Source organism: Kaistella pullorum (assembly GCF_014837035.1).
In the GTDB taxonomy this organism is placed as follows: Bacteria; Bacteroidota; Bacteroidia; order Flavobacteriales; family Weeksellaceae; genus Kaistella; species Kaistella rhinocerotis.
In genome coordinates, this window is the sequence record NZ_JACSPS010000003.1 from 62569 (window position 1) to 86560 (window position 23992).

20 protein-coding genes are annotated in these 23992 nt (G+C 43.5%); 5 read left to right on the forward strand and 15 right to left on the reverse strand.

The genetic code is table 11. From position 1 onward, the window contains the following. Positions 1-12 precede the first annotated feature (12 nt). The gene (locus tag H9628_RS08865; protein WP_251833787.1) at positions 13-534 is read left to right on the forward strand and encodes a GreA/GreB family elongation factor; all 522 of its coding nucleotides are present in this window, start codon (positions 13-15) and stop codon (positions 532-534) included. 84 nt (positions 535-618) lie between these two features. Continuing rightward, a complete protein-coding gene (locus H9628_RS08870; protein WP_251833788.1) occupies positions 619-1191 on the forward strand; it encodes a YceI family protein in 573 nt (190 codons plus the stop codon). Between the two features lie 52 nt (positions 1192-1243). Here the strand turns inward: H9628_RS08870 and H9628_RS08875 are convergent, their stop codons facing one another. Next, entirely contained in the window at positions 1244-2113 is an 870-nt protein-coding gene (locus tag H9628_RS08875) for a DUF4846 domain-containing protein (protein WP_251833789.1), read from the reverse strand. A gap of 79 nt (positions 2114-2192) precedes the next feature. Between H9628_RS08875 and H9628_RS08880 the strand changes: the two genes are divergently transcribed. Then, positions 2193-5015: a gluzincin family metallopeptidase gene (locus H9628_RS08880; RefSeq protein ID WP_251833790.1), complete on the forward strand. Its 2823-nt coding sequence runs from the start codon at positions 2193-2195 to the stop codon at positions 5013-5015. A gap of 10 nt (positions 5016-5025) precedes the next feature. On the opposite strand, the gene H9628_RS08885 is transcribed toward H9628_RS08880, so the two are convergent. The 4 genes from H9628_RS08885 to secD form a co-directional block, all read right to left on the reverse strand. Next, positions 5026-5595 carry a phosphatase PAP2 family protein gene (locus H9628_RS08885; RefSeq protein ID WP_251833791.1) on the reverse strand — a complete coding sequence of 190 codons (570 nt, stop codon included), beginning with the start codon at positions 5593-5595 and terminating at the stop codon, positions 5026-5028. A 1-nt stretch (position 5596) separates the two neighbouring features. Then, on the reverse strand, positions 5597-5923 hold the full coding sequence (locus tag H9628_RS08890) for a Sec-independent protein translocase subunit TatA/TatB (RefSeq protein WP_251833792.1): 327 nt from the start codon (positions 5921-5923) through the stop codon (positions 5597-5599). Positions 5924-5990: 67 nt separating this feature from the next. Continuing rightward, complete coding sequence (locus H9628_RS08895; protein ID WP_251833793.1) at positions 5991-7214, reverse strand: TCR/Tet family MFS transporter; 1224 nt, start codon at positions 7212-7214, stop codon at positions 5991-5993. Positions 7215-7306: 92 nt separating this feature from the next. Next, complete coding sequence (gene secD / locus H9628_RS08900) at positions 7307-10219, reverse strand: protein translocase subunit SecD (RefSeq protein ID WP_251833794.1); 2913 nt, start codon at positions 10217-10219, stop codon at positions 7307-7309. Positions 10220-10432: 213 nt separating this feature from the next. Between secD and H9628_RS08905 the strand changes: the two genes are divergently transcribed. Continuing rightward, positions 10433-11788: a PQQ-dependent sugar dehydrogenase gene (locus tag H9628_RS08905; protein ID WP_251833795.1), complete on the forward strand. Its 1356-nt coding sequence runs from the start codon at positions 10433-10435 to the stop codon at positions 11786-11788. Positions 11789-11894: 106 nt separating this feature from the next. Here H9628_RS08905 and hemN read toward each other — a convergent pair whose 3' ends face one another. From hemN to H9628_RS08920, 3 genes are all read right to left on the reverse strand, one after another. Continuing rightward, a complete protein-coding gene (gene hemN / locus H9628_RS08910) occupies positions 11895-13277 on the reverse strand; it encodes an oxygen-independent coproporphyrinogen III oxidase (protein WP_251833796.1) in 1383 nt (460 codons plus the stop codon). Positions 13278-13373: 96 nt separating this feature from the next. Beyond that, positions 13374-13772 carry an OsmC family protein gene (locus H9628_RS08915; protein WP_251833797.1) on the reverse strand — a complete coding sequence of 133 codons (399 nt, stop codon included), beginning with the start codon at positions 13770-13772 and terminating at the stop codon, positions 13374-13376. Positions 13773-13855: 83 nt separating this feature from the next. After that, entirely contained in the window at positions 13856-14962 is a 1107-nt protein-coding gene (locus H9628_RS08920; RefSeq protein ID WP_251833798.1) for a 5-(carboxyamino)imidazole ribonucleotide synthase, read from the reverse strand. 144 nt (positions 14963-15106) lie between these two features. On the opposite strand from H9628_RS08920, the gene H9628_RS08925 reads away from it, so the two are divergent. Beyond that, positions 15107-16183, forward strand: a complete 1077-nt coding sequence (locus H9628_RS08925; RefSeq protein WP_251833799.1) for an endonuclease/exonuclease/phosphatase family protein — start codon at positions 15107-15109, stop codon at positions 16181-16183. Here H9628_RS08925 and H9628_RS08930 read toward each other — a convergent pair. From H9628_RS08930 to H9628_RS08960, 7 genes are all read right to left on the reverse strand, one after another. Further along, positions 16180-16728: a DUF1543 domain-containing protein gene (locus H9628_RS08930; RefSeq protein WP_251833800.1), complete on the reverse strand. Its 549-nt coding sequence runs from the start codon at positions 16726-16728 to the stop codon at positions 16180-16182. The two genes, H9628_RS08925 and H9628_RS08930, sit on opposite strands and share 4 nt — an antisense overlap. 2 nt (positions 16729-16730) lie before the next feature. Then, positions 16731-17705, reverse strand: coding sequence for a chorismate-binding protein (locus tag H9628_RS08935; protein ID WP_251833801.1), 975 nt, complete (start codon positions 17703-17705; stop codon positions 16731-16733). 11 nt (positions 17706-17716) lie between these two features. Then, positions 17717-18139, reverse strand: a complete 423-nt coding sequence (locus H9628_RS08940; RefSeq protein WP_251833802.1) for a PaaI family thioesterase — start codon at positions 18137-18139, stop codon at positions 17717-17719. Between the two features lie 7 nt (positions 18140-18146). Continuing rightward, positions 18147-18713: a 1-acyl-sn-glycerol-3-phosphate acyltransferase gene (locus H9628_RS08945; RefSeq protein ID WP_251833803.1), complete on the reverse strand. Its 567-nt coding sequence runs from the start codon at positions 18711-18713 to the stop codon at positions 18147-18149. A 321-nt stretch (positions 18714-19034) separates the two neighbouring features. Then, positions 19035-20735, reverse strand: a complete 1701-nt coding sequence (locus H9628_RS08950) for a PspC domain-containing protein (protein WP_251833804.1) — start codon at positions 20733-20735, stop codon at positions 19035-19037. A gap of 4 nt (positions 20736-20739) precedes the next feature. After that, entirely contained in the window at positions 20740-21111 is a 372-nt protein-coding gene (locus tag H9628_RS08955) for a PadR family transcriptional regulator (protein WP_251833805.1), read from the reverse strand. Between the two features lie 375 nt (positions 21112-21486). Continuing rightward, positions 21487-23844 (reverse strand): GEVED domain-containing protein, encoded by a 2358-nt coding sequence (locus H9628_RS08960; RefSeq protein WP_251833806.1) that lies wholly within the window; start codon positions 23842-23844, stop codon positions 21487-21489. Between the last annotated feature and the right edge of the window lie 148 nt (positions 23845-23992).

The following is a 23992-nucleotide window of genomic DNA, read 5'->3' on the forward strand; positions in this document are numbered from 1 at the left end:
AACAAAGATAAAATGAGTCGTGGATTTGTAAAAGAAGATGATCAGGAAGAGGTTCCGTTGGTTCCGCCCCGAGCGGATCTGCCGGCCGGTGCCGAAAATCTTGTAACTCCCGCCGGAATACAGGCACTGCAGGATGAACGTGAAGAATTGCTGCAGGAGCAGGAACAGCTCGATTCTTCGCATGAAAGGGAGTACCGCATTGCCTTCAACTATATAAATGCCAAACTACAACTGCTCAACGCGCGCATCGCTTCAGCGAAAATCGTTGATTCTACACGCTTGCCTCAGGACGAGGTGCACTTTGGTGCTACGGTACAATTCAAAAATGTAGAAACTGACCTGAAGCAGACTTTCCAGCTGGTGGGCGTAGATGAAGCGAACATCGGTAAAGGCAAACTGGCTTTTACAACGCCGTTAGCCAAAACATTGATCAAAAAGAAGGTAGGTGACAAGGCGAAACTGCAATTAGGAGAAAGAACCAATGTTTTCGAAATTCTGTCTGTCAAATATTTGCAAAATGACTTGAAGAAATAATAATTATTTAACGTAGATCAATGCGGCGGCATTCGGAGAAGCGTAAATTTGCATTAATATTAACCTCAATAAGTAAAAATTATTATGAAAAAATTATTCTCATTATTCGCAGCGGTATTGTTTTCTGCGTTGTCATTCGCTCAGATCACACTTACAAGCGATCCGGCACACTCGCGAATCCAGTTTTCTGTAATCCACTTAGGAATTAACGACATCACGGGAAATTTTGACAAATCAACGTTAACGATCAATGCTGACGAAAAAAACTTCGTGAATTCTCAAGTAAATTTCACAGTAGACGTAAACTCTATCAACACGCATATCGATGCGCGCGACAAACACCTTAAAAATGCAGATTTCTTCGATGCAGAACAGTTCCCAACGATGACGTTCACCAGTACATCATTAAAGAAAACCAGAAATAACTATTACACACTGAAAGGTAACCTGACAATGCATGGCGTTACAAAACCGGTGACACTTAACCTTGTCTACCGTGGATCTCACGTTAATGCAAAGAATAAGAAAACTACGCACGGATATCAGGTTCTGGGAACTATCAAAAGATCAGATTTCAACGTAGGCCCGAACTTCCCGGAAGCAGTGATCAGCGACCTTGTAAGAATAAAAGGCGATTTTGAGATGGCAGCACAATAAGAAATATTGTTTTTGTATGAAGCGAAATGCGGGAAACTGCGTTTCGCTTTTTTTATGGAATTGCGTGAAACCGCTTTATCGAAGTGGGCTCGAAAGAATACTTTGCAGTGACCGTTTTGTGCGCGGCAACGTCAAGTTCATACCACGGTGAGATATCGGCATTCTCCGGATTTTTCAGGATATGCACATCCTGCGCGGGCATGAAACTTTCGGCCAGCAGGTACAGCCTTTTTTTCTGCACATTTTCGGCAACACCCACCACGATCACCGAATGTCCCGGGCTGCCGGGTTTAATGATGAAATCTCCGGGCTGGATGTCGGCATTACTGGTGACTTCGCGGGATTCTCTGTCGAGTGAAATGGTGCCGGCGTAGCGAAAAATTATATTTAAATATTGACGGAAGGCAAAATACGAATCATCGTGAAGGCCCGTTTCAACAAACGTCACCCGCTTGCGGTGCTCGCGTGTGCGCACGCCGCGACTGTAATCTTTCCAGGCGAAATACTGCCCGCTCGTAAACTCAAAGCCAATCTCATCGAAGCGTTTGTTGACCCAGAGATATTCGGCATAAAGACGCATCCACGCATCGGCGCACTGCTGCAGGTCTTTGTCCCCGACATCAATTTTCAAAACTGCCATATGGAAATCCTGATTTTCAACCGGAATGGCACGATAATCGCGAATAGGGAAACCCGGCGGGAGCAGCGGAAAATGTACGAGATATTCGCTGAAACTTCCTTTTGGCGGCCTTAGCCAAGCAAAACCTTTAGGTGGTGTGAAGCGGCTGATTATTTTTGATTTTTTCGGATCGCTGATTATCGCTTCCGTGGTTTCCACTACCTGCCCAAAAGTATTGCAGGTACCCAAAACCGACAGAAAAAAAAGAAGTAGAAGCCTTGCCAACGCCTTTAGTTTGCTCAAAAGTACTTAATATTTTGATATAAGAACGCAGGCACCAAATTCCGAAAAAACATCATTATATTTGATAGGTTTAATAAAAATGAAAAGATTTCTCTGGGGATTCATGTTGTTCGCGAATTTTGCAGCCTTGCAGGCGCAGCGCGACAGTGTATATATAAAAGCGACGATACAACCCGAAACCCGAGTACTAACCGTGGACCAGGAAATCGTTTTTACAAATAAAACCGGCACGCCATTAAGTAAAATCAAGCTGCTCAACTGGCTTGCAGCCTACAAAAAAGACCGTACGCCACTTGCGTACCGCAAACTTGAAGACCGAAAGACCACCCTGCATTTCGCAGACAAAGCTGAACTTGGCGAAACATATGAACTGCAGATCGCCACACGTAACAACCCTTTGCTGCAATACAATGGCGCGGATGAAAACATTTACATCCCTTTACCAGAACCACTTGAAGCTGGTAAAAGCACCAAAATTTCACTGATTTACAAACTGCGTCTTCCACTGAGTAAGTTTACCGGATACGGAACTGATGAGCACGGGCAGATGCTTTTGAAATATTTTTTCATTGTTCCCGATGGTTTTGAAAGTGAGGCGCAAAGCGAACGATTTTATCTTGATATTGACGAAAACCAAAATCCCGGCACCTACTGGACAGTAAATCTTAATCTGCCCGCCACTTACTATTCAAAAAGCAACCTGGCGGAAGTACAGCCTAACCATTTTGAAGGCAAACTGAATATAGACCCGGAATTTTTCATCGGTTCGAGCCGTCTCAGTTCCATTGAAAGCACGGTGGATAACCAGACTGTCCTGGTGGATTTCGGTTACCAGCTTACCGGAGCGGAAAGAGCAAATCTGGAGATTTTGCTGCCGCGCCAGCTCGCATTCATTAAAAATAAAACAGGATTTCTGCCGGCTAAGATTTTCATTTCCGATAAATTCCGTCGCGATGAAGGTTTTATCGGTATTGATGACATCAAGTTCTGGAAATTTCATTTCCGCCTTTTTACTCCCGAAGAACAGACCGACCTGAAATACTTTAGTGCGATCAGCAAAAAAGTGGTGGAACAGTCGGCGGTTTACGAGAAAAATGAAGATCACTGGATGGTGAACGGCCTGAAAACGTATCTGGAGATCCGCTACATTGACAGTTTTTATCAAGACAAGAAACTGCTTGGAGACTTACCGGAGGACGCAAAGATTTTCGGGTTGAAACCACTTAAAATTTTCCATGCATCGAAGCTGAAACTTTCCGAGCGGTATGGGCTGGCGTACCAATATATGATGACGCAGAACCTGGACCAGGCGATTGACATTCCGTTCAATGAATTGAGCAATTTCAACGCATTGGCTATCAGTCATTTTGAAAGTGGCAGCCTGCTCGCCTTCATCGCTGAAAAAATGGGTGAGGAAAATTTCAGCCAGTTTCTGCGCAGTTATTTTGCGGAAAACCGCAACTCAAGACCACTTAAAAAGGATTTTCTTGATAAGTTATCAGTCGCTTCGGCCTACTCTGCCGATTTTCTGGAACCGTTCGTGCAGCATAAAAACCGCGTGAATTTCAATCTGAAAAGGTATTCTAAAAAGGAGGACGAGTTTTTGGTAAAAATCAAGAAAAACACCACGCTTCCGGTACCTTTTAAAATAGAAACAGTAACCGAAGACAATGCAGTGGAAACATTTTGGTTTGATACAGACAATCTCACAAAGACTGATATCTACCGCATTCCGCAGGCTGATGCGAGCAAGATCGTTCTGAACAGTGACTATATTTTCCCGGAGACGAACTTCCGCGACAATTATCGGTACACAAAAGGGTTTTTTGCCAATACCAAAAAGATCAGATTCAAATTTTTTAAAGATATTCCGAATCCTGAATACAATGAAATTTACCTGAATCCGCGGGTTACTTTTAATGCTTATGATAAGGTTTTGGCGGGACTCAATTTTCAGAACACTTCCTTTTTTCAGCGTAAATTCAGGTATTCGGTGACGCCGTATTTCAGTTCGGGAACAGGTAAGCTCACCGGTTCGGGCGGCGTTAGCTATACTTTTCAGCCGGCCGAAAGCTTTTACCGGTCACTTACTTTCGGAGTTTCAGCCTCGCATTTTCACTATGATTATGACTTGACTTACCGAAAGATTTCAGCGGAAGCAGGCTTTAATTTCTCTAAAAATCCACGAAGTGACATTGGGCGCAGCCTTGGTTTTTCCTATAACTATTTCGAAAAAGACCTGAATCCGATGATGCTGGCTAACAATGAATACGAAAAATATAATCTTTGGAACGTAGGTTATGGCTATTCAGACCGCCGCGTGATCCATGAAAAGTATCTTGGCGCAAATGTGCAATGGATGGAAGATTTCCAGAAAATTTCTGCGGAAGCGCTGTATCGATTCGAGTTTGCTGATGACCAAAAAATCAGCTTGCGTTTCTTCGGTGGCTATTTCCTCAGCAACAAAACCAAAAACAATCTATTTGATTATGGTATCTCACGCGTTTCGAATTATGCCTTTTCTTACGGGCTTTTGGGACAGAGTGCTACTTCCGGTGTGCTGGCGCAGCAGTATATCTTAGCCGAAGGCGGTTTTAAATCTTATGTGGGGAATACCGCAAACCAATGGATTGGCGCTGTGAATGTCGATACCCATGTCTGGAGGTGGTTCAATGTATATGCCGACGCGGGCGTTTACAAAAACAAACATCAAACCCCTGAATTCATCTGGGATTCGGGCATCAAGGTAAAGGTAATTCCGGACTTTCTGGAAGTTTATTTTCCCATGCAAAGTTCATTAGGATTCGAACCTTCATTTAAAGATTATGCGCAGCGGATCCGCTTTACGCTGGTGCTGAATTTCGGTGCAGTCACCGATTATTTCAGAAGGGGTTGGTTTTAAAACTTTAAAGCTATTCGGCAGAAACTTCAGGTTCACGGATCACTTTCCAACAGAGCGTTGCAAAAAATCCGCCGAGCAGAAAGCCCATGGCCGCGCCCATCAGTATGTCCAACGGGAAGTGAACGCCAAGGTATATGCGGCTGTAAGAAACAACTGCAGCCCAGAAAAAGAGCAGATGCGGCAAATACCGGTGGGTCTTTCGGAGCAACATACTCATCAGCGTTGCGATGAAAAAAGTATTCGAGGCGTGGCTTGAATAAAAGCCGAATTTCCCGCCACATTTCACTTCACGCACAAGATTATCTAAAGTTGGGTCATGACATGGTCTTAATCTTCCAACACCGGATTTAAAGATCCCGGCCAACTGATCCGACACTGTAACGCCAAGCGCGATGAAAACAAGGATAAATAAGACGTTCCGAAGTCCGAACCGTTTGAACAGTAGATACAGGAAAATCACATAAAGCGGCACCCAGATCCAGGTAGCTGAAACCATGATCCAGAACTGATCGAAAACACTGCTTCCCAGATTGTTTAGATAAAGGAAAACCTCGCGGTCTTGCTGAATAATCTCTTGCATATTATCGGCTTACAGGACCTTCGTGCTCCGGGTCGTCAACGGGTTTTATCTGAGGTGGCGGCGCAGCCTGCGTGTAGGCATCGCGCTCCATATCAGCCATTGGATTGTAGTCTTTGGCGGCTTGTTTCACCTTATCGATCTCGCGCTTTATTTCGGCAACAGGATTATCTGTTTCCTTTAAGATTTCGGTTTTCACATCCTCCATCGCGCCGCGCATCTTGCGAACTCCCTGGCCAAGGTCACGCGCAATCTGCGGTAATTTGTCGGGTCCGAAGAGCACCACAATGGCCACCGCAATCAAAAGCATTTCGCCTATACTCAATTCCATTCGGTAAAATTACAAAAGTTTCTTAAAGCAGACATTCCAAGCATCTTTACTAACATTTAAATATGGTTTAAACGCGCTTTTTATTTTTAAAGACATAATATACAATTACAGCACTCACCGCCATCAACAGAAATCCCAGAAAGAAGGGCGCACCCGGAAATATGAACGGCGCCTGATCATGCGTGAAATAGTAAAAAATATTGGTCATCAGCGGCGGACCCACAATTGCCGTAAGGCTTACCAAACTCGCGAGCGCACCCTGAAGCTCGCCCTGCTCATTGCGCGGAACTTCTGCTGAGATCACTGATTGCAGCGCGGGACCCGCGATTCCACCAAGTCCATAAGGAATCAGAAATGCAAACATCATCCAGCTTTCACTTGCAAATGCAAAGAGAATCATGCCTAAAGCATACAGCGTAAGTCCATAGAAGATACTTTTTTCATTCCCGATTTTTGGCTGTATAAAACGAATCAGATAACCCTGTACCAAAGCTGCCATAAAACCTGACACTCCAAGCGAAATCCCGACCAGGGTTTCCGTCCAGTTAAATTTATACATGGTGTAAAAAGTCCAGTTGGTCTGTACCGCATGTCCCGCAATGTAAACGAAAACCAGTGCAGCGATAAGCCCCAGAATCTGCGGATAGCGCCGCAGCTGTAGAAGCGAACCCACAGGATTTGCGCGCCGCCAATTGAAAGGACGCCGGCTTTCTTTATCGAGACTTTCCGGAAGCACAAACCAGCCATAGAGAAAGTTGACCAAACATAAGATGGATGCAGCATAAAAGGGCACTCTGGAACCATATTGACCTAAAACTCCACCGATTACCGGACCAATGATAAACCCCAAACCGAATGCGGCACCGATCATTCCAAAATTTTTGGCGCGGTCTTCATCCGTGGAAACATCAGCGATATAAGCACTTGCCGTGGTGATGCTGGCTCCGGTGACCCCGGAGAAAATACGACCGACAAAAAGCCAGAAAATGGTAGGTGCTAATGCCTGAATTAAAAAATTAAAGGAAAAGCCAAGCAGCGAGAACAGTATGATCGGTCTTCGGCCGTATCTGTCGCTTAATCCGCCAAGAACGGACGCAAATATGAACTGCATGCCGGCATAAGCAAAACTCAACCAGCCACCGTATTGCGAGGCTACGCTGAGATCCGGATTATGTATAAGTTCCTGTATAAGCTTGGGTACCACCGGAATAACAATGCCCCAGCCGGTGATATCGATCAGCAGCGTAATAAATATGAAGCCGACCGCGGCAGATTTTTGCTTTTTCTTCATCAGAGGTGCAAAGATAGTTCTTGTAGAGAAATTTTTAGTTAAAATCAAAAAAAGTCCTTCTTGCGAAGGACTTTAATTATTTAAGAAAAATACTAAACCTCAGGTGTAGGTTCAGGTTTTTCTGTGACAAGGCTTTTTTTGGCGCCTTCTACTCCCTTCTTCTTCAGTAGGTCATAAGAAACCGCTGACGCGATAAACCATGTAGAATAGGTACCGAAACCAACCCCAATAAGTAACGCGAACATAAAGCCACGAAGGTTTTCACCACCGAAAATGAAGATCGCAAGTATCACGAGGAAGGTCATGAATGCGGTGTTAAATGTTCGGCCCAGCGTGCTGGAAATAGAATCATTGAACAAACCTTCAAGCGTGAGGGATTTTTTCTCATTCAGATACTCACGGATACGGTCGAAGATGATTACGGTATCATTAATTGAATAACCCAATACGGTAAGGATCGCCGCAATGAAATCCTGGTTGATCTCCATATTGAACGGCATCACATTTTTAAGGAGTGAATATACACCCAAAATCACGATCGCGTCATGTACAAGCGATGCAATAGCGCCTGTAGAGAACTGCCATCTTTTGAAACGGATCAGGATATAAAGGAAGATACCTGCAAGTGCCACGATCATCGCAATGAAACCGCCGGATTTGATATCGTCTGCAACCGTAGGTCCTACTTTCACAGAACTTACCACACCATAATTATTGGCGCCGGAATCTTTAAAGTTGCTTAATTGCGCATCAGCCGGAAGATAAGGCTTCAGACCTGCGAATAGTTTGCTTTCAACGTCCTGATCAGCTTCAAGGCTTTCTTCATCTACACGGTAATCTGTAGTAATTTTCAGCTGGTTGCTGCTTCCGAATGTTTTCACATCCACCGCATTCTGCTGTCCTTCTTTGTTGATGAACTGCTTCTCCAGGCTGTTCGCGGCCTCATTAGCCACAACAGGATCGGCGAAACGAACCACATAGCTGCGGCCACCTTTGAAGTCAACACCATATTTAAAGCCTTGTGTCGCAATAGAAATCAGACAAACAAGGGTAATAATCCCGGAGAGGATGTAAGCATATTTTCTTTTTCCAATGAAATCAATCCATGTATTTCTGAAGATGTTCTTACTTAATTTTGTCCAAACAGACAGGCCTTTGCCTTTTTCTAGTCGGCTGAAGATGAGAACTCTGGTAAGAAGTACACACGTAAACATCGAAAGGATAATACCGATACCCAATGTTACAGCGAAGCCCTGAATAGGCCCGGTTCCGAAAATATAAAGTACTACGGCTGTAAGTAATGAGGTAATGTTACCATCAATAATCGCCGAAAGTGAGAAGTTGAAACCTTCGTTATATGCTTCACGGATATTCTTTCCGGCAAATAATTCTTCTTTGGTCCTTTCATATACAATTACGTTCGCATCAATAGACATCGCCATCGAAAGCACGATACCCGCAATACCTGGAAGCGTAAGTGTAGCATCTACGGAATCCATGATTCCCATCAGATAGAACAGGTTGAATGTAATCGCAATGATTGCGTAAATCCCTGCTCCACCGTAATAGAACAACATATAAAGGATGATGATCACAAAGGCGATAATGAATGAATACATCCCCGCATCTACAGATTCAGCACCCAATGACGGCCCTACCACTTCAGCCTGCACGATCTTCGCACCTGCCGGAAGTTTACCCGCACCCAGTACATTTACAAGATCCTGTGCTTCCTCCTGAGAGAAACTTCCTGAGATCTGCGTTCTACCGTTCGGAATTTCGTTTACCACATTTGGCGCGGTATACACCACATTATCTAAAGTTACAGCTACCGGCTTGTTAATGTTCTTACCTGTAAGTGTTTTCCAGTCTTTCGAACCTTTGGAATCCATCTGCATGTCTACCACGATTCTGCCAAGGTCATCATAGTTAATCCGCGCAGATTCTACAGCACCGTCTACCGGCGCTTTCTGGCTGATATTCCCGCGAACTGCGTAAAGCACGAGGTTATTTGCATCGTTCACTTCAGGCTTGTAGCCCCACATGAACTGGGTATATTTAATATTTTGTGGTCTTAGGTCTTTCGCGATCTTGCTGTTCAGAATCTTGTTTACTGCGGCAGTATCCGAAAGTTTTACATTCGCTACACCGTTGCTTTTTAAAGTATTAAGCTGCAGAAGGTTGGTGAAATTGGTATTTTTAGCCACACCTAATGAGTCGCCTTTAGCCGCTACTACTGCGCTAAGCTGCTCAAAGTAAGGCAGGACTTCCTGTACTTGCTGTACTTCCCAGAACTGAAGTTTTGCGGAAGTCTGAAGCATTTTCTTCACACGGTCGATATCTTTTACGCCCGGCATTTCCACAGAGATACGTCCTGTTCTTGGTACGCGCTGCACATTTGGCTGCGTAACACCCATCTTATCGATACGTGTACGGATCACTTCATACGCAGTTCCCGTTGAAAGTTCGATCCTGTTTTCTATAATTCTTTTTACCTGGTCATCCGGCGTATTGAATTTGATCTCAGAAAGATTCGTGTTACCGAAAATTTCAGGATCAGCAAGTTTCAGGTTTGCATTCTTCTCCTTATTTACCAGGTCAAACTGAGTGAAGAAATCTTTGATATAAGTATTCGTAGAGTTCTTCTGCATCTGGTCTGTCCTGTCCAGCGCTTCGATAAGAACCGGATTGGTAGAATAGTTGGTCAGGTTGTTTACAAGGTCACGTTGGTTGATTTCAAGAAGAACGTTGATGCCGCCTTTAAGGTCAAGACCCAATTTCATTTCCTTCTCTTTGGACTTCGAATAGTACAGCTCAGTGAAACCCAGGTTCAGCGTGTCTTTTGACAGTCTGGCGATTTCTCTCTGATATTTTTCAGGATTGTTCCCGGCAAGCTCGGTGGCCTGTTTTTCGATTTTACTTGCATACCAGGTGGGTAGTAATTCATTAAGACATATAAGTCCCAGAATCACCGCAACCAGCGTAATCAGTCCTTTTCCTTGCATTGTGAATAGTTTACAGCATTAAAATTATAGTCGGCAAATATAATGATTTTCAGTAGAATTAAGAATCTTTAACAATTTTTTTTAAAGCCTGTAACGATGGATAAAAATATCATTGAGAATACAATAATCGCAGAGTGAACTAAGATATTTATAATTAGAAATCAGCGATTTATGAAAATGAAGTAACTTCACGATACCAAAACACTCACACTTATGAAAAATCTACTTTTTGCGCTCGCAATGCTGAGTGCGCCCCTGTTTCAAGCCCAAAATATGGTGCTTACGAGTTTCGCCACAGGCTTCACTTCTCCCGTTGAGATTGTGAACGCTAAAGACAGCAGGCTGTTCGTAGTACAGCAAAACGGAATCATCAAAATTTTGAGGCAGGACGGAAGCGTGAATTCGGCAAACTTCCTGAATATCAGTACAAAAATACTTTTTGGCGGCGAACGCGGTCTGCTGGGTCTCGCCTTCCATCCTGATTATGCCACCAATGGTTTTTTCTACGTCTTTTATAATAACACAGCGGGAAATATCACGGTTGCAAGATACACGGTAAGCTCGAATCCCGATGTGGCAAATGCTTCTACAGAGAAGATCCTGCTCAGCATCCCGAAACCGTTCGACAACCACAACGGAGGCAGCATGCATTTCGCACCCGACGGGTATCTTTGGATCTCAACCGGAGACGGAGGCAGCGGCGGCGACCCGAATAACAACGCTCAGAATAAGAACTCATTGCTTGGCAAGATGCTGAGAATCGATGTAAATTCGGCCGGAACTTATAATATTCCGGCCGGAAACCCATTCGTAGGAACAGATGGTGCTGATGAAATTTGGTCTTACGGTATACGCAATGCCTGGAAATTCTCATTTGATCTCACGGCCGGCAATGTAATGTTGGCAGATGTAGGTCAGGGAGTTTACGAAGAGATCAACCGAATGCCAATCACACAGGCGGGAATCAACTACGGATGGCGATGCTACGAGGGCAATACCGCATACAACACAACCGGCTGCGCGGCTGTGTCCACCATGACGTTTCCTGTTGCAGTGTATGATCACGCGGGTGGAAAGTGCTCCATTACGGGAGGTTATGTATATCACGGAAGTCTTTATCCGGCGCTCTTCGGCAAATATATTTTCGCAGATTACTGTTCACGGCAGATCGGGGTGATGAGTCCGGAAGGTTCTATCTCGTGGAGCACCGCGTTTGCGGGTAATAATTTTGCGACTTTTGGTGAAGATTTTAATAAAGAACTGTATGTAGCAGCCATAAACAACGGTACCATTTACAAAGTGAGCACCACAACGCTCGCGGCTGACGCTAATGATAAAAACAACTTTAAGATTGTACCAAACCCTGCATCAGACCGAATTTTGGTTCAGGGCCCAACTTCGGATGACTATTCAGTAGAGATCCTGAATGCGGAAGGCCGACTGGTCTTAAACACCAAAAACAAACCGGACGGCAGTGTAGATGTCTCTGCATTAAGTGCGGGTATCTATTTCGTAACCATTAAATATAATTCCGTAAAAGCTTACACGCAGAAACTGATCATTAAATAAATCCATCGAGCTTAATTACAGTTTTAAATATTTAAATAAAAAAAAGCATCAAAACAGTTTAGATAAAGTTTTGATGCTTTTTATATTTAATGAAAATCCTTGGATATTAAATTGTCATCGAGAAAATTCGTGTTTCGGGTTTGTTCCGCATCATTCTCAGGTCAAATGTCATCGCGACATTCCGAGTGAATGCACGGCCGGCTTCAGTAATTTTAATTGAATTATCGGTGAGTTCTACCAATCCGTCGCGTTCCATTTCCTTTAATGACTCAAGCGCTTCCGGAAGTTCCGGGAAACTTGTTTGCCAATCCCAGGAAGTTTCAAGACGGCACATCAGATTAAGGATATGCTTACGGATATTAAGGTCTTCGGCGTTCAAAATATGGCCTTTCACAACAGGAATTTTTCCTTCTTCAACCATTTTCTGATAGCCTTCCACGGTTTTTTCATTTTGCCCGAATGCATACCACGAATCCGAGATCGCGCTCATACCAAGACCAATCATCAGTTGCGTTTTGCTTGAAGAATAGCCCATGAAGTTTCTGTGGATATCTCCTGAAATCATTGATTGATAAAGATCATCATGCGGAAGTGCAAAGTGGTCCATCCCTACTTCTATGTACCCGAGTTCTTCGAGGAGACGCTTCCCGTTTTCATACAGTTTGCGTTTTTCCTCACCACTTGGCAGGTCATTTTCATCAAAACCTCTCTGGCCAACACCTTTAATCCACGGCACGTGTGCGTAAGAATAAAAGGCAAGCCTGTCTGGTTTCAGCTCAAGGGTTTTGCGGATTGTAAATTCCATTTTTTCCCACGTATGGAACGGAAGCCCGAACACAAGATCATGCGAAACACCTTTGTAGCCGATCTCGCGGGCCCAATTGGTTACCTTCTGTACGTTTTCAAAAGGCTGGATGCGGTTGATGGCTTTCTGAACCTGAGGATCATAATCCTGTACACCGAAGCTGCATCTGCGAAAACCCAGATCATAAAGGGTTTGAAGATGCTCGCGCGTGGTATTATTTGGATGGCCTTCGAATGAAAATTCCGGTTCGTCCGCGATATCTGCTTTGGCAAAAATACCTTCGAGCAGTGTGCGGAGATTTTGCGGCGAAAAAAACGTTGGTGTACCACCACCCAAATGAAGCTCTTTAATCTTGGGCTTCACATTCGGGTTCAATGCGTTACTTTGAAGTAAACCGAGATAAAGGTCCCACTCTTTCAGCACGCTTTCAAGATAAGGTGTTTCTACCGAATGTTGTTTCGTAATCCGCTTATGGCAGGCACAAAACGTGCAAAGTTGTTCACAAAAAGGAAGGTGAATATAGATGGAAATTCCCTCGGCATCATTGGACTCATTAAATGAAGTAACTACCGACTGTTGCCATTGCTCCGCGGTAAAAGCGGCATCGTCCCAAAAAGGTACTGTAGGGTACGATGTGTAGCGCGGCCCGGGAATATTGTATTTATCGATGAGCGATCTGTTCATGCTGCAAAAATACGGAATTTATTTACGTACGCGGCCTGACAAATATCAAAGACGAAACCCGGATTTCAATTAAAAAAAATCTTAAAGGACTGTATTTTAGCGCAAATTAATTTCGATTCCGTTGCGCAAAGTCTTGTGAATTTCGGCCACTTCATCGACCTTTTTTATAAGGGCTGCTATTTCTTCCTGCGACAGATTGGGCGCGTGGAGCGATACTTTATACGTGATATTCTGGGCAGGCTCACCTTCAGTACCAAAATCTCCGAAAACCTCCACATGCACATTAGAAATCTCCAATTTACTTCGCTTTGCCTCGCGATAAAGATCATTGCAAAAACACGTTGCCAGTGACAGAAAAAGCAACTCACCACCATTCACAGACAGTCCGTAACCATCGGCTTTTGGCGGTATAACCAGGCTTTTTTGATCATCTTCTGTACGGAGTGTAATATTGTTTTTCCGGAATGAGTTTGAAACTTGTGCTGAAATTCTCATCGTTTTTATATTTAAATTTAAATACTAAGAATAGACGCAAATTTACTTAAACGGGACAAGTTCCGCGCTTTATTATCAGTCAATCAGTTGATTACGTGCACCAAAGATTTCACGTGAGCAAGTTTTGTCAATAGTTCTTCGCGTGTATCCGCCAAAACATTGATGTGACCCATTTTACGTCCCGGTTTTGTTTCGGTTTTGCCGTAAAGGTGAACGTAAGTCTGCGGCAGTTTGAGTACTTCTTCAAGGCCATCATACACCACTTTTCCAGAGTAACCGGCTTCGCCGACAAGATTGAGCATTCCTGAAAAACCACGGGAATCTGTATTTGCGAGCGGAAGGTTTTTCAAAATACGGTAAAACTGTTCGAACTGTGAATTGGCGTTTCCTTCCTGGCTTTGGTGACCGGAATTGTGAAGTCGCGGCGCGGTTTCATTTACCCAAACTTTTCCGTTTTTGTCCAGAAACAGTTCGATGGCAAACAAACCCGCCGACTTCGCAGCTTCGATGAATTTCTGTACAATTACCTCGATCTGCTGTTGTGTTGAATTGTTAATTTGTGCCGGACAGATATTAAAATCAAGGAGGTTAAGCTGAGTATCCGCCACCATTTCAGTCACCGGAAAGTGCGCCGTATCACCATTTTCATTGATTGCGATGATCACTGAAAGTTCTTTGTCTATGTCTACCAAGGTTTCAAGCACCGAAGGAACATCCCAAAGGTTTTCAAGTTCAGCATCCGTTTTTATCACCTGCACACCTTTTCCGTCGTAACCGCCGGTGTTTGCCTTCTGTACAAAAGGCAGCGGAAAATTAACTTCGGATTTCGATTGAATAATCTGAAAGTCAGGACTTGGAATATCATTTTGAAGGTAAAACTGCTTCTGCAGAATCTTTTGCTGAATGGTTTCAATGATTTCCGGTGAAGGAATAACTTTCACGCCGGAATTCCGCAGTTCATAAAGCGCAGCTACGTTTACATGCTCAATTTCCACAGAAACCACGTCTTTGTCTTGGCCAAAATTCAGCACAGCGTCATAATCCGCAAAATCGCCCAAGGTTTGATCTGAAATCTTAGCACACGGTGCGTCCGGGGCCGGATCGAGAGTAAACCATTCGTCATCATATTTCAGTGCTTCCTGAATGAGCATTCTACCAAGCTGGCCTCCGCCAAGTATTCCGATTTTCATTATGGATGATTGTTTTTTTACTTCAAGAAATTTAAAACATAACAAAAATACAAAAGCAATCCGGTGCCTTCCGAAAAATCAAATGAATATTTAACTTAATTCTTCAAACTGAATTTTTTTTTGGTTTCTTTGTAATAATAAACTATGACTTTCGCACTCTATTCAATTTCGGTTTTTCTTATCGTACTGAGCTTGCTGCCGTTCGTGAAAAACCAGCACTGGATCTTTCGCGTAGCCGAATTCATAAAGATTCAGCTATTATTCCTGCAGATACTTTTTCTGGGCCTGAATATCGCCTTTTTACCGAAGGACGGCTGGTTTTGGCTGATTAATGTAATACAGTTCGCGCTCATTATCTATCATCTTTACATACTGATCCGATACACCACTATTTATAGAAAGGACCGCAATCCGTTACGGAAAGGCAGTGAGCAGATCATTCGCGTGATTTCTACTAATGTTTTTCAGTTTAATAAAGAATATTCGAGGTTTCATGAGCTGATCAGGAAGTACAGGCCGGACATATTCATCACCATGGAGAGCAATGCAGACTGGGAAAAAGCCAATCAAATACTCGAAAGCGATTATCCGCATACCCAAAAGATGACGCTGGAGAATACCTACGGCATGCATCTGTATTCGAAAATTCCATTCGAGAAAGCGCAGTTTCACTTTTTTGTGGCGGAAGATGTACCGAGTGTAGAAGTGCACCTGAAAACGCGCGAAGGAAATTTTGTACTGTATGGCGTTCATCCTCCGCCGCCGAGCCCCACGGAAGAACGCACTTCAAAAGAACGCGATGGTGACCTGCTGGCGCTGGCCAAAAGAATCAAGAAAAAGAATAAAAACACACTCGTAATCGGGGATTTCAATACAGTGGCGTGGTCGGATACGTCTATTTTATTCCGAAAAACCAGTGAACTGCTCGATGCGAGGGTTGGACGCGGGATTTTAGCAACATTCCACGCAAAATACTGGTTCTTCCGCGTGCCGCTCGACCTGCTGTTTCACAGCCCTGAGATTCACATTGAAAAATTAGAGACACTAGAAGATATCGGTTCGGATCATTTCCCGATTCTCTGCGAATTTTATTTGAATCCACACAATACCGCCCAGGCCGAAGATGTGAAAACGCTGGAGAAAGGCGAAGAAGCTGAGGTGGAAGAACTGATTGAGGAAGGTAAAAAGGAAGTTTCCGATAACCGCGAAGACATTCCCTAAAGCTTACTCAGCTTAAAATAACCCACTTTCATCGGATTTGCACTCAGGGTTGCGTCTGTTTTTTCAAGCACGAGTGAATATTTTTCCTTCATCTCCGCCGGTAATATATCTTCCACCCTGAAAATATCGTCTATGTCAACGCCGTACTTATCATCGATGTGGCTCTCCGCGTTTTTGAAACCCATCGTTTTATAGAATTCTGTGTGTTTTACACGCTTTATTATTTCTGGCATGGAGGTTCCGACCATCAGGTGCTGCTCGTGCAGCTCCGCGAAAAGCCCCGGTTTGTAGCCGCCTAGATTAAGGAAAAACAAATGCAGCTCTGGTGAAATCTCGGTTTTTGGAACGACATTCACCGTAAAACCGTCCACGGCATTTACCTGCTGCCAAGCGTCTATATGGATTTCTCCATTGGCTTCGGGCCAAAAGTCTTTAATCTGTGGCACCAAATCCCGCAGTGACTCCGCGATGCCGAAAAAGACATCATGCTGTTCGATGTTTCGGCCGGCAGGCGTTGCGCCCAGATTTAAATAAAACAGCTTCATTTTTAATATTTAGTGAAATGTAAATTCTTTATTATCGCTTCCGACTTCAGTTCAGTTTCGCGCCATTCTTTTTGCGGCGAACTGGCTGCGGTAATCCCACCGCCAACATAGACCAATAAGCCACCGCGGAAAACCTCAGCACAGCGCAGATTAACAAAATACTGCACCGAATTTTCCAGATTCAGCTCGATATATCCTGCATAAAGGTTTCGTGGCTGGTCTTCAAATACTTCGATCGCCGGTATGCACACCTCTTTTGGGATACCGCACACGGCCGGCGTAGGATGAAGTTCTGAAATAATATTTTCCAGATTGTGTGCATCAATCGTCAAACTGAAATCTGTGCGCAAATGCTTGATATTGCCCGAAATATGATCTGTAGTAGCGCTTTTTTCGACCTTTACTGCATATTTTTCTAAGATATCGCAAATATAATCGGCGACAGGTTTCTGTTCACCAACCTCTTTTGAAGACCATTCTTCGTCTTTCGGAAGCGTGCCGGCCAAAGCCATTGTTTTGAAAACCGATGAACTCTTGTCAAAACTTCCCAAAATTTCGGAAAAAGCTCCAATCCAGCCCTGGCCATCTTTAATGAAAAAATAAACCAGCGCGTTTGGGTATGTTTTGGCTAAGTTCAGAAATGTCTGAGGAAAGCTAATCTTTTGATTGACGAACGGAACTGTTTTCCGCCGCGATACCACAAGTTTCGGCAGCTTTTTTTCGCGGACAAATGAGATAACCTCCGAAATTTTCGCGCAGTATTCTGCTTCATTCTCATCTGCTTGAAGCGGCAATTCTGAGAGTGAACTTAAATCTATATTTAAATTTAAAAATTCCGCCTTTGAAACTTTTTTAATATTCCCGTTGAAAATCAATTCTTTCCCTTCCGCGAACGGATGGAATGAGACTGCCACCTTATCCGCAGACGCGTCACAGGTGAAGATTTGGTCATCAAAAGGTAATTTAAAGAAAAGCATAGCCCGATTTCTTAGCGCGGTATAATGTTGTTAGTCATCGTGGTATGATTGATGAGCTCGCCTTTTTCATCCCGGATTTCAATCTCCGAAACATGCATCGTGTTGCCTTTGCGGATAAATCTAGCCGTTCCGGTTACCATTCCGTTTTTCTTGCTGCGAAGATGGTTTGAATTGATATTGGTGCCTACAGGCGCATACTTTTCAATATCTACATGCAAAACGGAGAGACATGAGCCCAGCGTTTCCGCCAAGACACAGCTTGCACCCCCATGAAGAATGCCGTATGGCTGATGAACTTTCGGTTCTACCGGCATCGTCGCGGTGAGGGTTTCGTCGGAAACATCGGTAAATAAAATCCCAAGGGTTTTTGCCAGGTTTTCGCCGCCCCAACTGTTAAGTTTTGCAAGAATTTCAGAACGTTTACTGTCTTCCATATCTATTTTAGTAAATTTTTGGGTTCCACTTTTCCGGATATTTCGGCGTGATCTTCTTATAATAATTCTCCATTTCGTCCATGATGCTCTCAAAACTTCTTGTTTCAAGGTCCTTCACCGAAATTTCGTAGCCGAGGTGAATCTGTTTTGTGCGGAAATCTCCGGCGGCGACCACAATCGGGACTTTTGCGGCGATTGCCATGTGGTAAAAACCTTTGCGCCACTTTGCTACGCGGCTGCGAGTACCTTCGGGCGTGATCACAAGACTGAAATTTTCCTTCTCAAACTGTTCTACAACGAATTTTACCAGGTCATTTTTTTGTGAACGGTCTATCCCGATTCCACCCAGGGCCTTCACTACGGAGCCGTACCACGCTTTGGTGTGCTGATCTTTAATGATTATTTTCAATGGTTTATCTAATGCCCAATACGCCAGGTTTCCCAGCAGATATTCCTGGTTTGAAGTGTGCGGCGCCACCACAAGTACGCAACGTTCGAGGTTTTTCACGTCACCTTCGAGCACAATCTTCCAGCCGATCAATTTGAGTATAAGCTTACCGATAAGTTTCTTCATAGTTGTTCTTTCGATGTTCCTTTAAAACAAAAAAGCATAACCATAAATATGGTTACACTTTTACAAATATATTGAATATTAATTCTAAAAAAGACTGCTGACGAAATCAACAATTTTAATAGCGATTTGAAAGACGAACTGTACCATGGCTGTTGTTTTTAGTTATTGTTAACTGAATTGATAAATTAACGTTACGAAATTAATAAATAAATGACAGATTCACAATTTCCTATGTTAATTTTTAATTAAAGTTTAATAGGGAACAAGCGTAGAGCGAAACTTTTTTAGTGAAAAGTTACCGCCCCGGCCTGTCCACTCTCATTATTTGGTCTTAATGATGATTTCTTTTTTACCGTCTTTTATGGAAATGTCCACATTTTGCAGGTTCTTCAGGTTGGTCTTCATAGAATCCATAATTTTGTCTGCAGCCGCTTTTGGCATCTTCGTACCATTGATGATTACGCTGTCTTTCTCGTCAGAGTTGTACTGTATCGTAGAACCATTGATCTTCATCTGGTTGTTGCTGATTACAATACTGCGGTCATCATCCTCGTCATCATCTATTCCGTCTGCGTTCAGGTCGCCATCCACGTTCAGTGCATTTTCTTTTACTTTGAAGACTTGTGTCGCCATTGGAACGACCAACTCATACGTCACATTATAGTCGCGGAAGCGGTCCTGATACGGATATTTCACAAAATTTGGCAAATATATCCTGTTGTTCTGTATCTCAACCGGAGCCGTAAGCTGAACAGGGATGTTGTAGCCTTTCCCATCTTTTTTGATAATCAGGTAAGGTGCCTGCACATCTGCTTTACGGGTTACCTGAATATACGGATAGTCTTCTTCATATACCATTTTCTTGTCCGAGAATATATCATCATCGTAAGCAGTGAAGTTCTGTGGAATGGTGATTTGCTTCACATCAAGATAAAGGCTGTCGCTGGCAGTGTTGATCGCTACATTCTCTACGTCCTCCTTATGTCCTTTGTAGATCATCTCTTTTTTTGCCATGTTCACACCGAAATAAGTTCCGAAAGCCAACAGGATCAGGAAAAGCGCGCCCACTACATAGCCTACGTTGCGAAGCTGCGTTTTTGGCGAGATGAGTTTGATGGAGATCAAGCTGAAAAGTATCGCGGGAATCAGTGTACCGATAACCATCATCGCATAAAGCACGGTGCTCATTCCGTCATCATCGAAGAGGAAATTAAACTCCTGCAATGGTGGGAAATCTGAACCTCCGAACAAGCCGAATATCGCAAAAGTCCCGATAATTGAGCCAAGTGCCATCAGGCCAAAAATTGCGCCTAAGAAATATCGGATTACGTTCCAGATACCGCTGCCTGCTGTGCGGATGTAAGGTTTGTTCTCCGTATAGATCTCGCCCACGCGTTGGCTCGATTCATTAGCGAACTGTACCAGTTTGTTTGATTCATTCTTAAGGTTATCAAAATTCATCGGCTTACCTTTCATCTTTAGAAAATCAGTCGCGGTTTCAGCCCGAGGCAATACGATCCACAGAATCACATAAATCAAAACGATAAGTGAAGTGGAAATTGCGGCGGTGAAAACACCCAGGATGGCGATACCAAGCCATATGGCACGCATCGCGCTTACATCCATCCCTACATAATGCGCCAAACCTGCACATACACCGGCAATCTTTTGTTTTTCCGGATCGCGGAAGAGTTGCTTATTCCCCGCCGAAGCGGTGGTTTTTTCCTCTTTGCGGCTGGCTTTTTCGGAAAAATAGGCTTCTTCCTGCTCGTTGATCAATTCTGGTTTACCGATTTGTGAAATCACTTTCTCCACATCAGAATCATTGATCACTTCACGTTTCCCGAGTGAGTCTTTGAAGATTTCTACCGTTCTGATCTCGATGTCGTGCATCACTTCATCAGCTTCATTGGCATCCAGCGAACTGCGCAGGGCCGCGAGGTAATCGCTGAGTTTTATGTATGCGTGCTCCTCTATCGTGAAAGAGAAACCTGCAAGTCCTATTGAGAGTGTCTTGTTCATAGTTTTAAGAATTTGGTTCGAACGTATTTTGAGGAGCGTTCGCAGGGTTAATGTCTTTAGTAATTTGGTTCACGGAGTCTGTAAGTTCCTCCCAGGTGTTCGAAAGTTCTGCGAGGAAGAGTTTTCCTTTTTCAGTAATCTGATAGTACTTTCGTGGTGGTCCGCCTGTAGATTCTTCCCAGCGGTAGGAGAGAAATTCTCCGTTTTTCAATCTTGTAAGTAGTGGGTAAAGGGTGCCTTCCACCACATCCAGTTTTCCTTTTTTCAGTTCGTCAATCAGGTCTGAAACATACATCTCGCGCCGATCGATCAAACTCAAAATGCAGAATTCCAGAATACCTTTTCGCATCTGCGCTTTGGTGTTTTCTGTGTTCATATTATTTGAGATTTTAATTGGTGATCTGAGTCTGAAGATTTGAAAATGAACAATTCACTTTCAATCTTACAATGCAAAGATATATAATTAATTTAGTATTATGCAATACAAAGTAGTAATTTTATTTTAAAAATATTCAGTAATTATTATCTTAAATCATTTGAAGCGCCCTGGTGAAGACACTTCGGCTGCTAAAAAAATATTTTAAAATATTTGGTTTAAATAATTGTTTTAAGCGAAATTAATTGTTCACAAACTTTTTGAATATGCTTTTTACACCATTAACATCGTTTACGTAATGTTATCATGGTCAAAATTCAACCAAAAAAAGCCGGTCTGCATTGCTGCAGACCGGCCAATTACTAAGGTTAATCCTTATTTCTTGATTGCTTTTACAGTTTGCGTGCTGCCATCATTTTTGTGAAGGATGATCAGGTACATACCTGCATTAAGGTCACCAAGATTGATCTCTGACGAAGCTTTCACGGTGCGTACCAATCTACCAGTCAAATCACTGATTGAAACGGATTTCACATTAGAAATATCAGAGATTCTCACAACATCTTTGAACGGATTAGGATAAACCATCAACTTGTTTTTATCCACAGTTGACGTTCCTGCTGTAGCAAGTGTAACATTTACTGTATAATCTTCTACCTGACCGAACGAAGAACCTGTAGTAACACATGCATTGGCAAAGTTACTTAAGTTCGGTTCTGTATTTGGACCTGTAGCACCATAGAATGCTGATTTTACTCTCATTCTTGTAACACCTGCTTTTGCTGTTGCAGGTACATTAATAGTTCCTACAGCTGGTGTTGCGCTTGAGCCGTTGGAGCCTAAAACGAAGATAAATGATTCCGGTGTGGTGAAGAATTTCTCATCCGCGTCATCAAAGTCTCCATCCTGGTTCCAGTCAATGAATACCGCAAAGAAATGTCTGAAAGTAGTGCCGTCTGTATTAGCATCCAGCGTGATGGTATATGGGCTACCCGTTGTAACCTGAGCCGTTTGATTGAGGAAGAACTCATGTGCCGGAGTTGCGCCTACCCCACTTGGCTGATTTATATTCTGGATTCCTGCAAACTCCACACGTGTAGTTGGTTCAACGGTTGAGTAGGTCAGCGGACCGCAATAAAGTGGACCGGTGGTTGTGAATGAAATTTCAGTACATCCTACCGCGTCGCCCACTGAGTTATACGGTACTACGCGAGCGTAGTACGTTACGTTTGCAGTAAGTGCTACTTTGTAAGAAGTTCCGTTTACCACAGCGCCGTTCACTACGTCTGAACCACCAGGTGTAGTACCGATATAGATTTTGTAACCGGCAGCAGCTGGTTCAGCAGCCCATGTCATGGTACCGTTGAGTGGGAAATCTGTAGCTCCGGCCACTGGTACGGTGATCGATGTACAACCAGGTGCTGCCGTAGGTGCAGTGACACTGATCGTATAATCTTCAACCTGACCATTACCCATATTACCGCATGGGTCGCTCAATGCGGAAATTATCGATGTAGTAGAACTGTTGAAGTTGTACTTAATTCTCATTCTGGTAGTACCACTTAGTGCAGTTTCAGGTACGGTGATGTTTCCGCTAAGGTTGTTGGTTGCTGCCGCACTACCTAAAAATGGTGCAGTGGTAAAATAACTTTCGCTGACATCGTTGAAATCACCATCCTGGTTCCAGTCAATGAATACTGTCATTCCAAACCTGTTGGTTCCAGCTCCTGTAGCCACTACGTTGATCGGATATGTTAATCCCTGTACGACATTCATCGTCGTAGATGTAAAGTCTTCATATACCGGTGCACCTGTTGTTGCAGCTGAGGTATTTGTCACTCCATTCAGCGTCACCGAAGAAATCGGATATACAAGTGCCGAAGCCGTGATACCTCCGCAATAACCTATGGTGCTGTTTGTAGTGAAACTAATTTCTGTACAGCCCGTTGCATCGCCCGCAAGGTTGGTTGGCGTTACTTTCAGATATAATGTAGTGCTTTTCGGAAGTGTAACATTAAGACTGTTTCCGGCAACTGTGGAATTAAAGACGTCTGTACCGCCGGAAGTAGTACCGATCTGTACTTTGTAGTTTACCGCTGTTGGTGCAGCATCCCACGTAAGTTTGGCCGTACCTGCTGAAATGGTAGATCCGCTTGTAGGATAAGTAATGGTAGTACATGCAGGCGGCGTTGAAACCACTTCCTGAGTAAATGTAATATCATCTACAAAGATGTTACCTGTAGTAGTTCCGCTTCTTACAAACCATACACCCACACCATAAGTCTGGCCTGGCTGTATTGCTCCTGCCGGAATAGTGCCCGTCAGTGCTGTACATGTTGTGATTGCAGTGGCCGTAAGCGCAACCGTAGGACCAAATGTGTTGATTGACCAAGTGTTCGCTACCGGATCCAGCGTAAAATACGCCAGACTAATGTTACCCGCAACAGTTGCGGCTTTTTTGTAGTTTGCCGAAACATCAAGCTTCTGGCCATTTCCTGTTTGACCAATCGTGCTGAGGTCTACCATGTAGCCCGTCTGTGTAGCGCTGGCACTTATTGCCAACTGTCCACCATAGGTACCATTGCATGCCGCAGCTGTGGTACGGGTTCCGCCGCCGAACTGCTTGTAAACTGTAGTGGTGTACCCTGGATCTTCAAAGTTACCAACGTACGAATACTGTGCGCTGGTCCCAATTCCAAGTGCAAGAAAGCACCCGAGTAGAATTTTTTTCATAAAAAAGTATTTTAGTTAATCTTACCAAAACTAATAAATTATTATCAGATAAATACAAAAAATATTTTGAAAAAAATAAACATTTAAACAAACCATTGCGAAGTGCCCAATTAACACTTTTACCATTATGTTCCTTTTGTTGTAAAAC

Excerpts from the sequence above, each read along its gene's own strand:
- H9628_RS08865 (WP_251833787.1), top strand. The coding sequence starts at position 13 with ATGAGTCGTGGATTTGTAAAAGAAGATGATCAGGAAGAGGTTCCGTTG.
- H9628_RS08870 (WP_251833788.1), top strand. The coding sequence starts at position 619 with ATGAAAAAATTATTCTCATTATTCGCAGCGGTATTGTTTTCTGCGTTG.
- H9628_RS08880 (WP_251833790.1), top strand. The coding sequence starts at position 2,193 with ATGAAAAGATTTCTCTGGGGATTCATGTTGTTCGCGAATTTTGCAGCC.
- H9628_RS08885 (WP_251833791.1), bottom strand. The coding sequence starts at position 5,595 with ATGCAAGAGATTATTCAGCAAGACCGCGAGGTTTTCCTTTATCTAAAC.
- H9628_RS08890 (WP_251833792.1), bottom strand. The coding sequence starts at position 5,923 with ATGGAATTGAGTATAGGCGAAATGCTTTTGATTGCGGTGGCCATTGTG.
- H9628_RS08895 (WP_251833793.1), bottom strand. The coding sequence starts at position 7,214 with ATGAAGAAAAAGCAAAAATCTGCCGCGGTCGGCTTCATATTTATTACG.
- secD (WP_251833794.1), bottom strand. The coding sequence starts at position 10,219 with ATGCAAGGAAAAGGACTGATTACGCTGGTTGCGGTGATTCTGGGACTT.
- H9628_RS08905 (WP_251833795.1), top strand. The coding sequence starts at position 10,433 with ATGAAAAATCTACTTTTTGCGCTCGCAATGCTGAGTGCGCCCCTGTTT.
- hemN (WP_251833796.1), bottom strand. The coding sequence starts at position 13,277 with ATGAACAGATCGCTCATCGATAAATACAATATTCCCGGGCCGCGCTAC.
- H9628_RS08915 (WP_251833797.1), bottom strand. The coding sequence starts at position 13,772 with ATGAGAATTTCAGCACAAGTTTCAAACTCATTCCGGAAAAACAATATT.
- H9628_RS08920 (WP_251833798.1), bottom strand. The coding sequence starts at position 14,962 with ATGAAAATCGGAATACTTGGCGGAGGCCAGCTTGGTAGAATGCTCATT.
- H9628_RS08925 (WP_251833799.1), top strand. The coding sequence starts at position 15,107 with ATGACTTTCGCACTCTATTCAATTTCGGTTTTTCTTATCGTACTGAGC.
- H9628_RS08930 (WP_251833800.1), bottom strand. The coding sequence starts at position 16,728 with ATGAAGCTGTTTTATTTAAATCTGGGCGCAACGCCTGCCGGCCGAAAC.
- H9628_RS08935 (WP_251833801.1), bottom strand. The coding sequence starts at position 17,705 with ATGCTTTTCTTTAAATTACCTTTTGATGACCAAATCTTCACCTGTGAC.
- H9628_RS08940 (WP_251833802.1), bottom strand. The coding sequence starts at position 18,139 with ATGGAAGACAGTAAACGTTCTGAAATTCTTGCAAAACTTAACAGTTGG.
- H9628_RS08945 (WP_251833803.1), bottom strand. The coding sequence starts at position 18,713 with ATGAAGAAACTTATCGGTAAGCTTATACTCAAATTGATCGGCTGGAAG.
- H9628_RS08950 (WP_251833804.1), bottom strand. The coding sequence starts at position 20,735 with ATGAACAAGACACTCTCAATAGGACTTGCAGGTTTCTCTTTCACGATA.
- H9628_RS08955 (WP_251833805.1), bottom strand. The coding sequence starts at position 21,111 with ATGAACACAGAAAACACCAAAGCGCAGATGCGAAAAGGTATTCTGGAA.
- H9628_RS08960 (WP_251833806.1), bottom strand. The coding sequence starts at position 23,844 with ATGAAAAAAATTCTACTCGGGTGCTTTCTTGCACTTGGAATTGGGACC.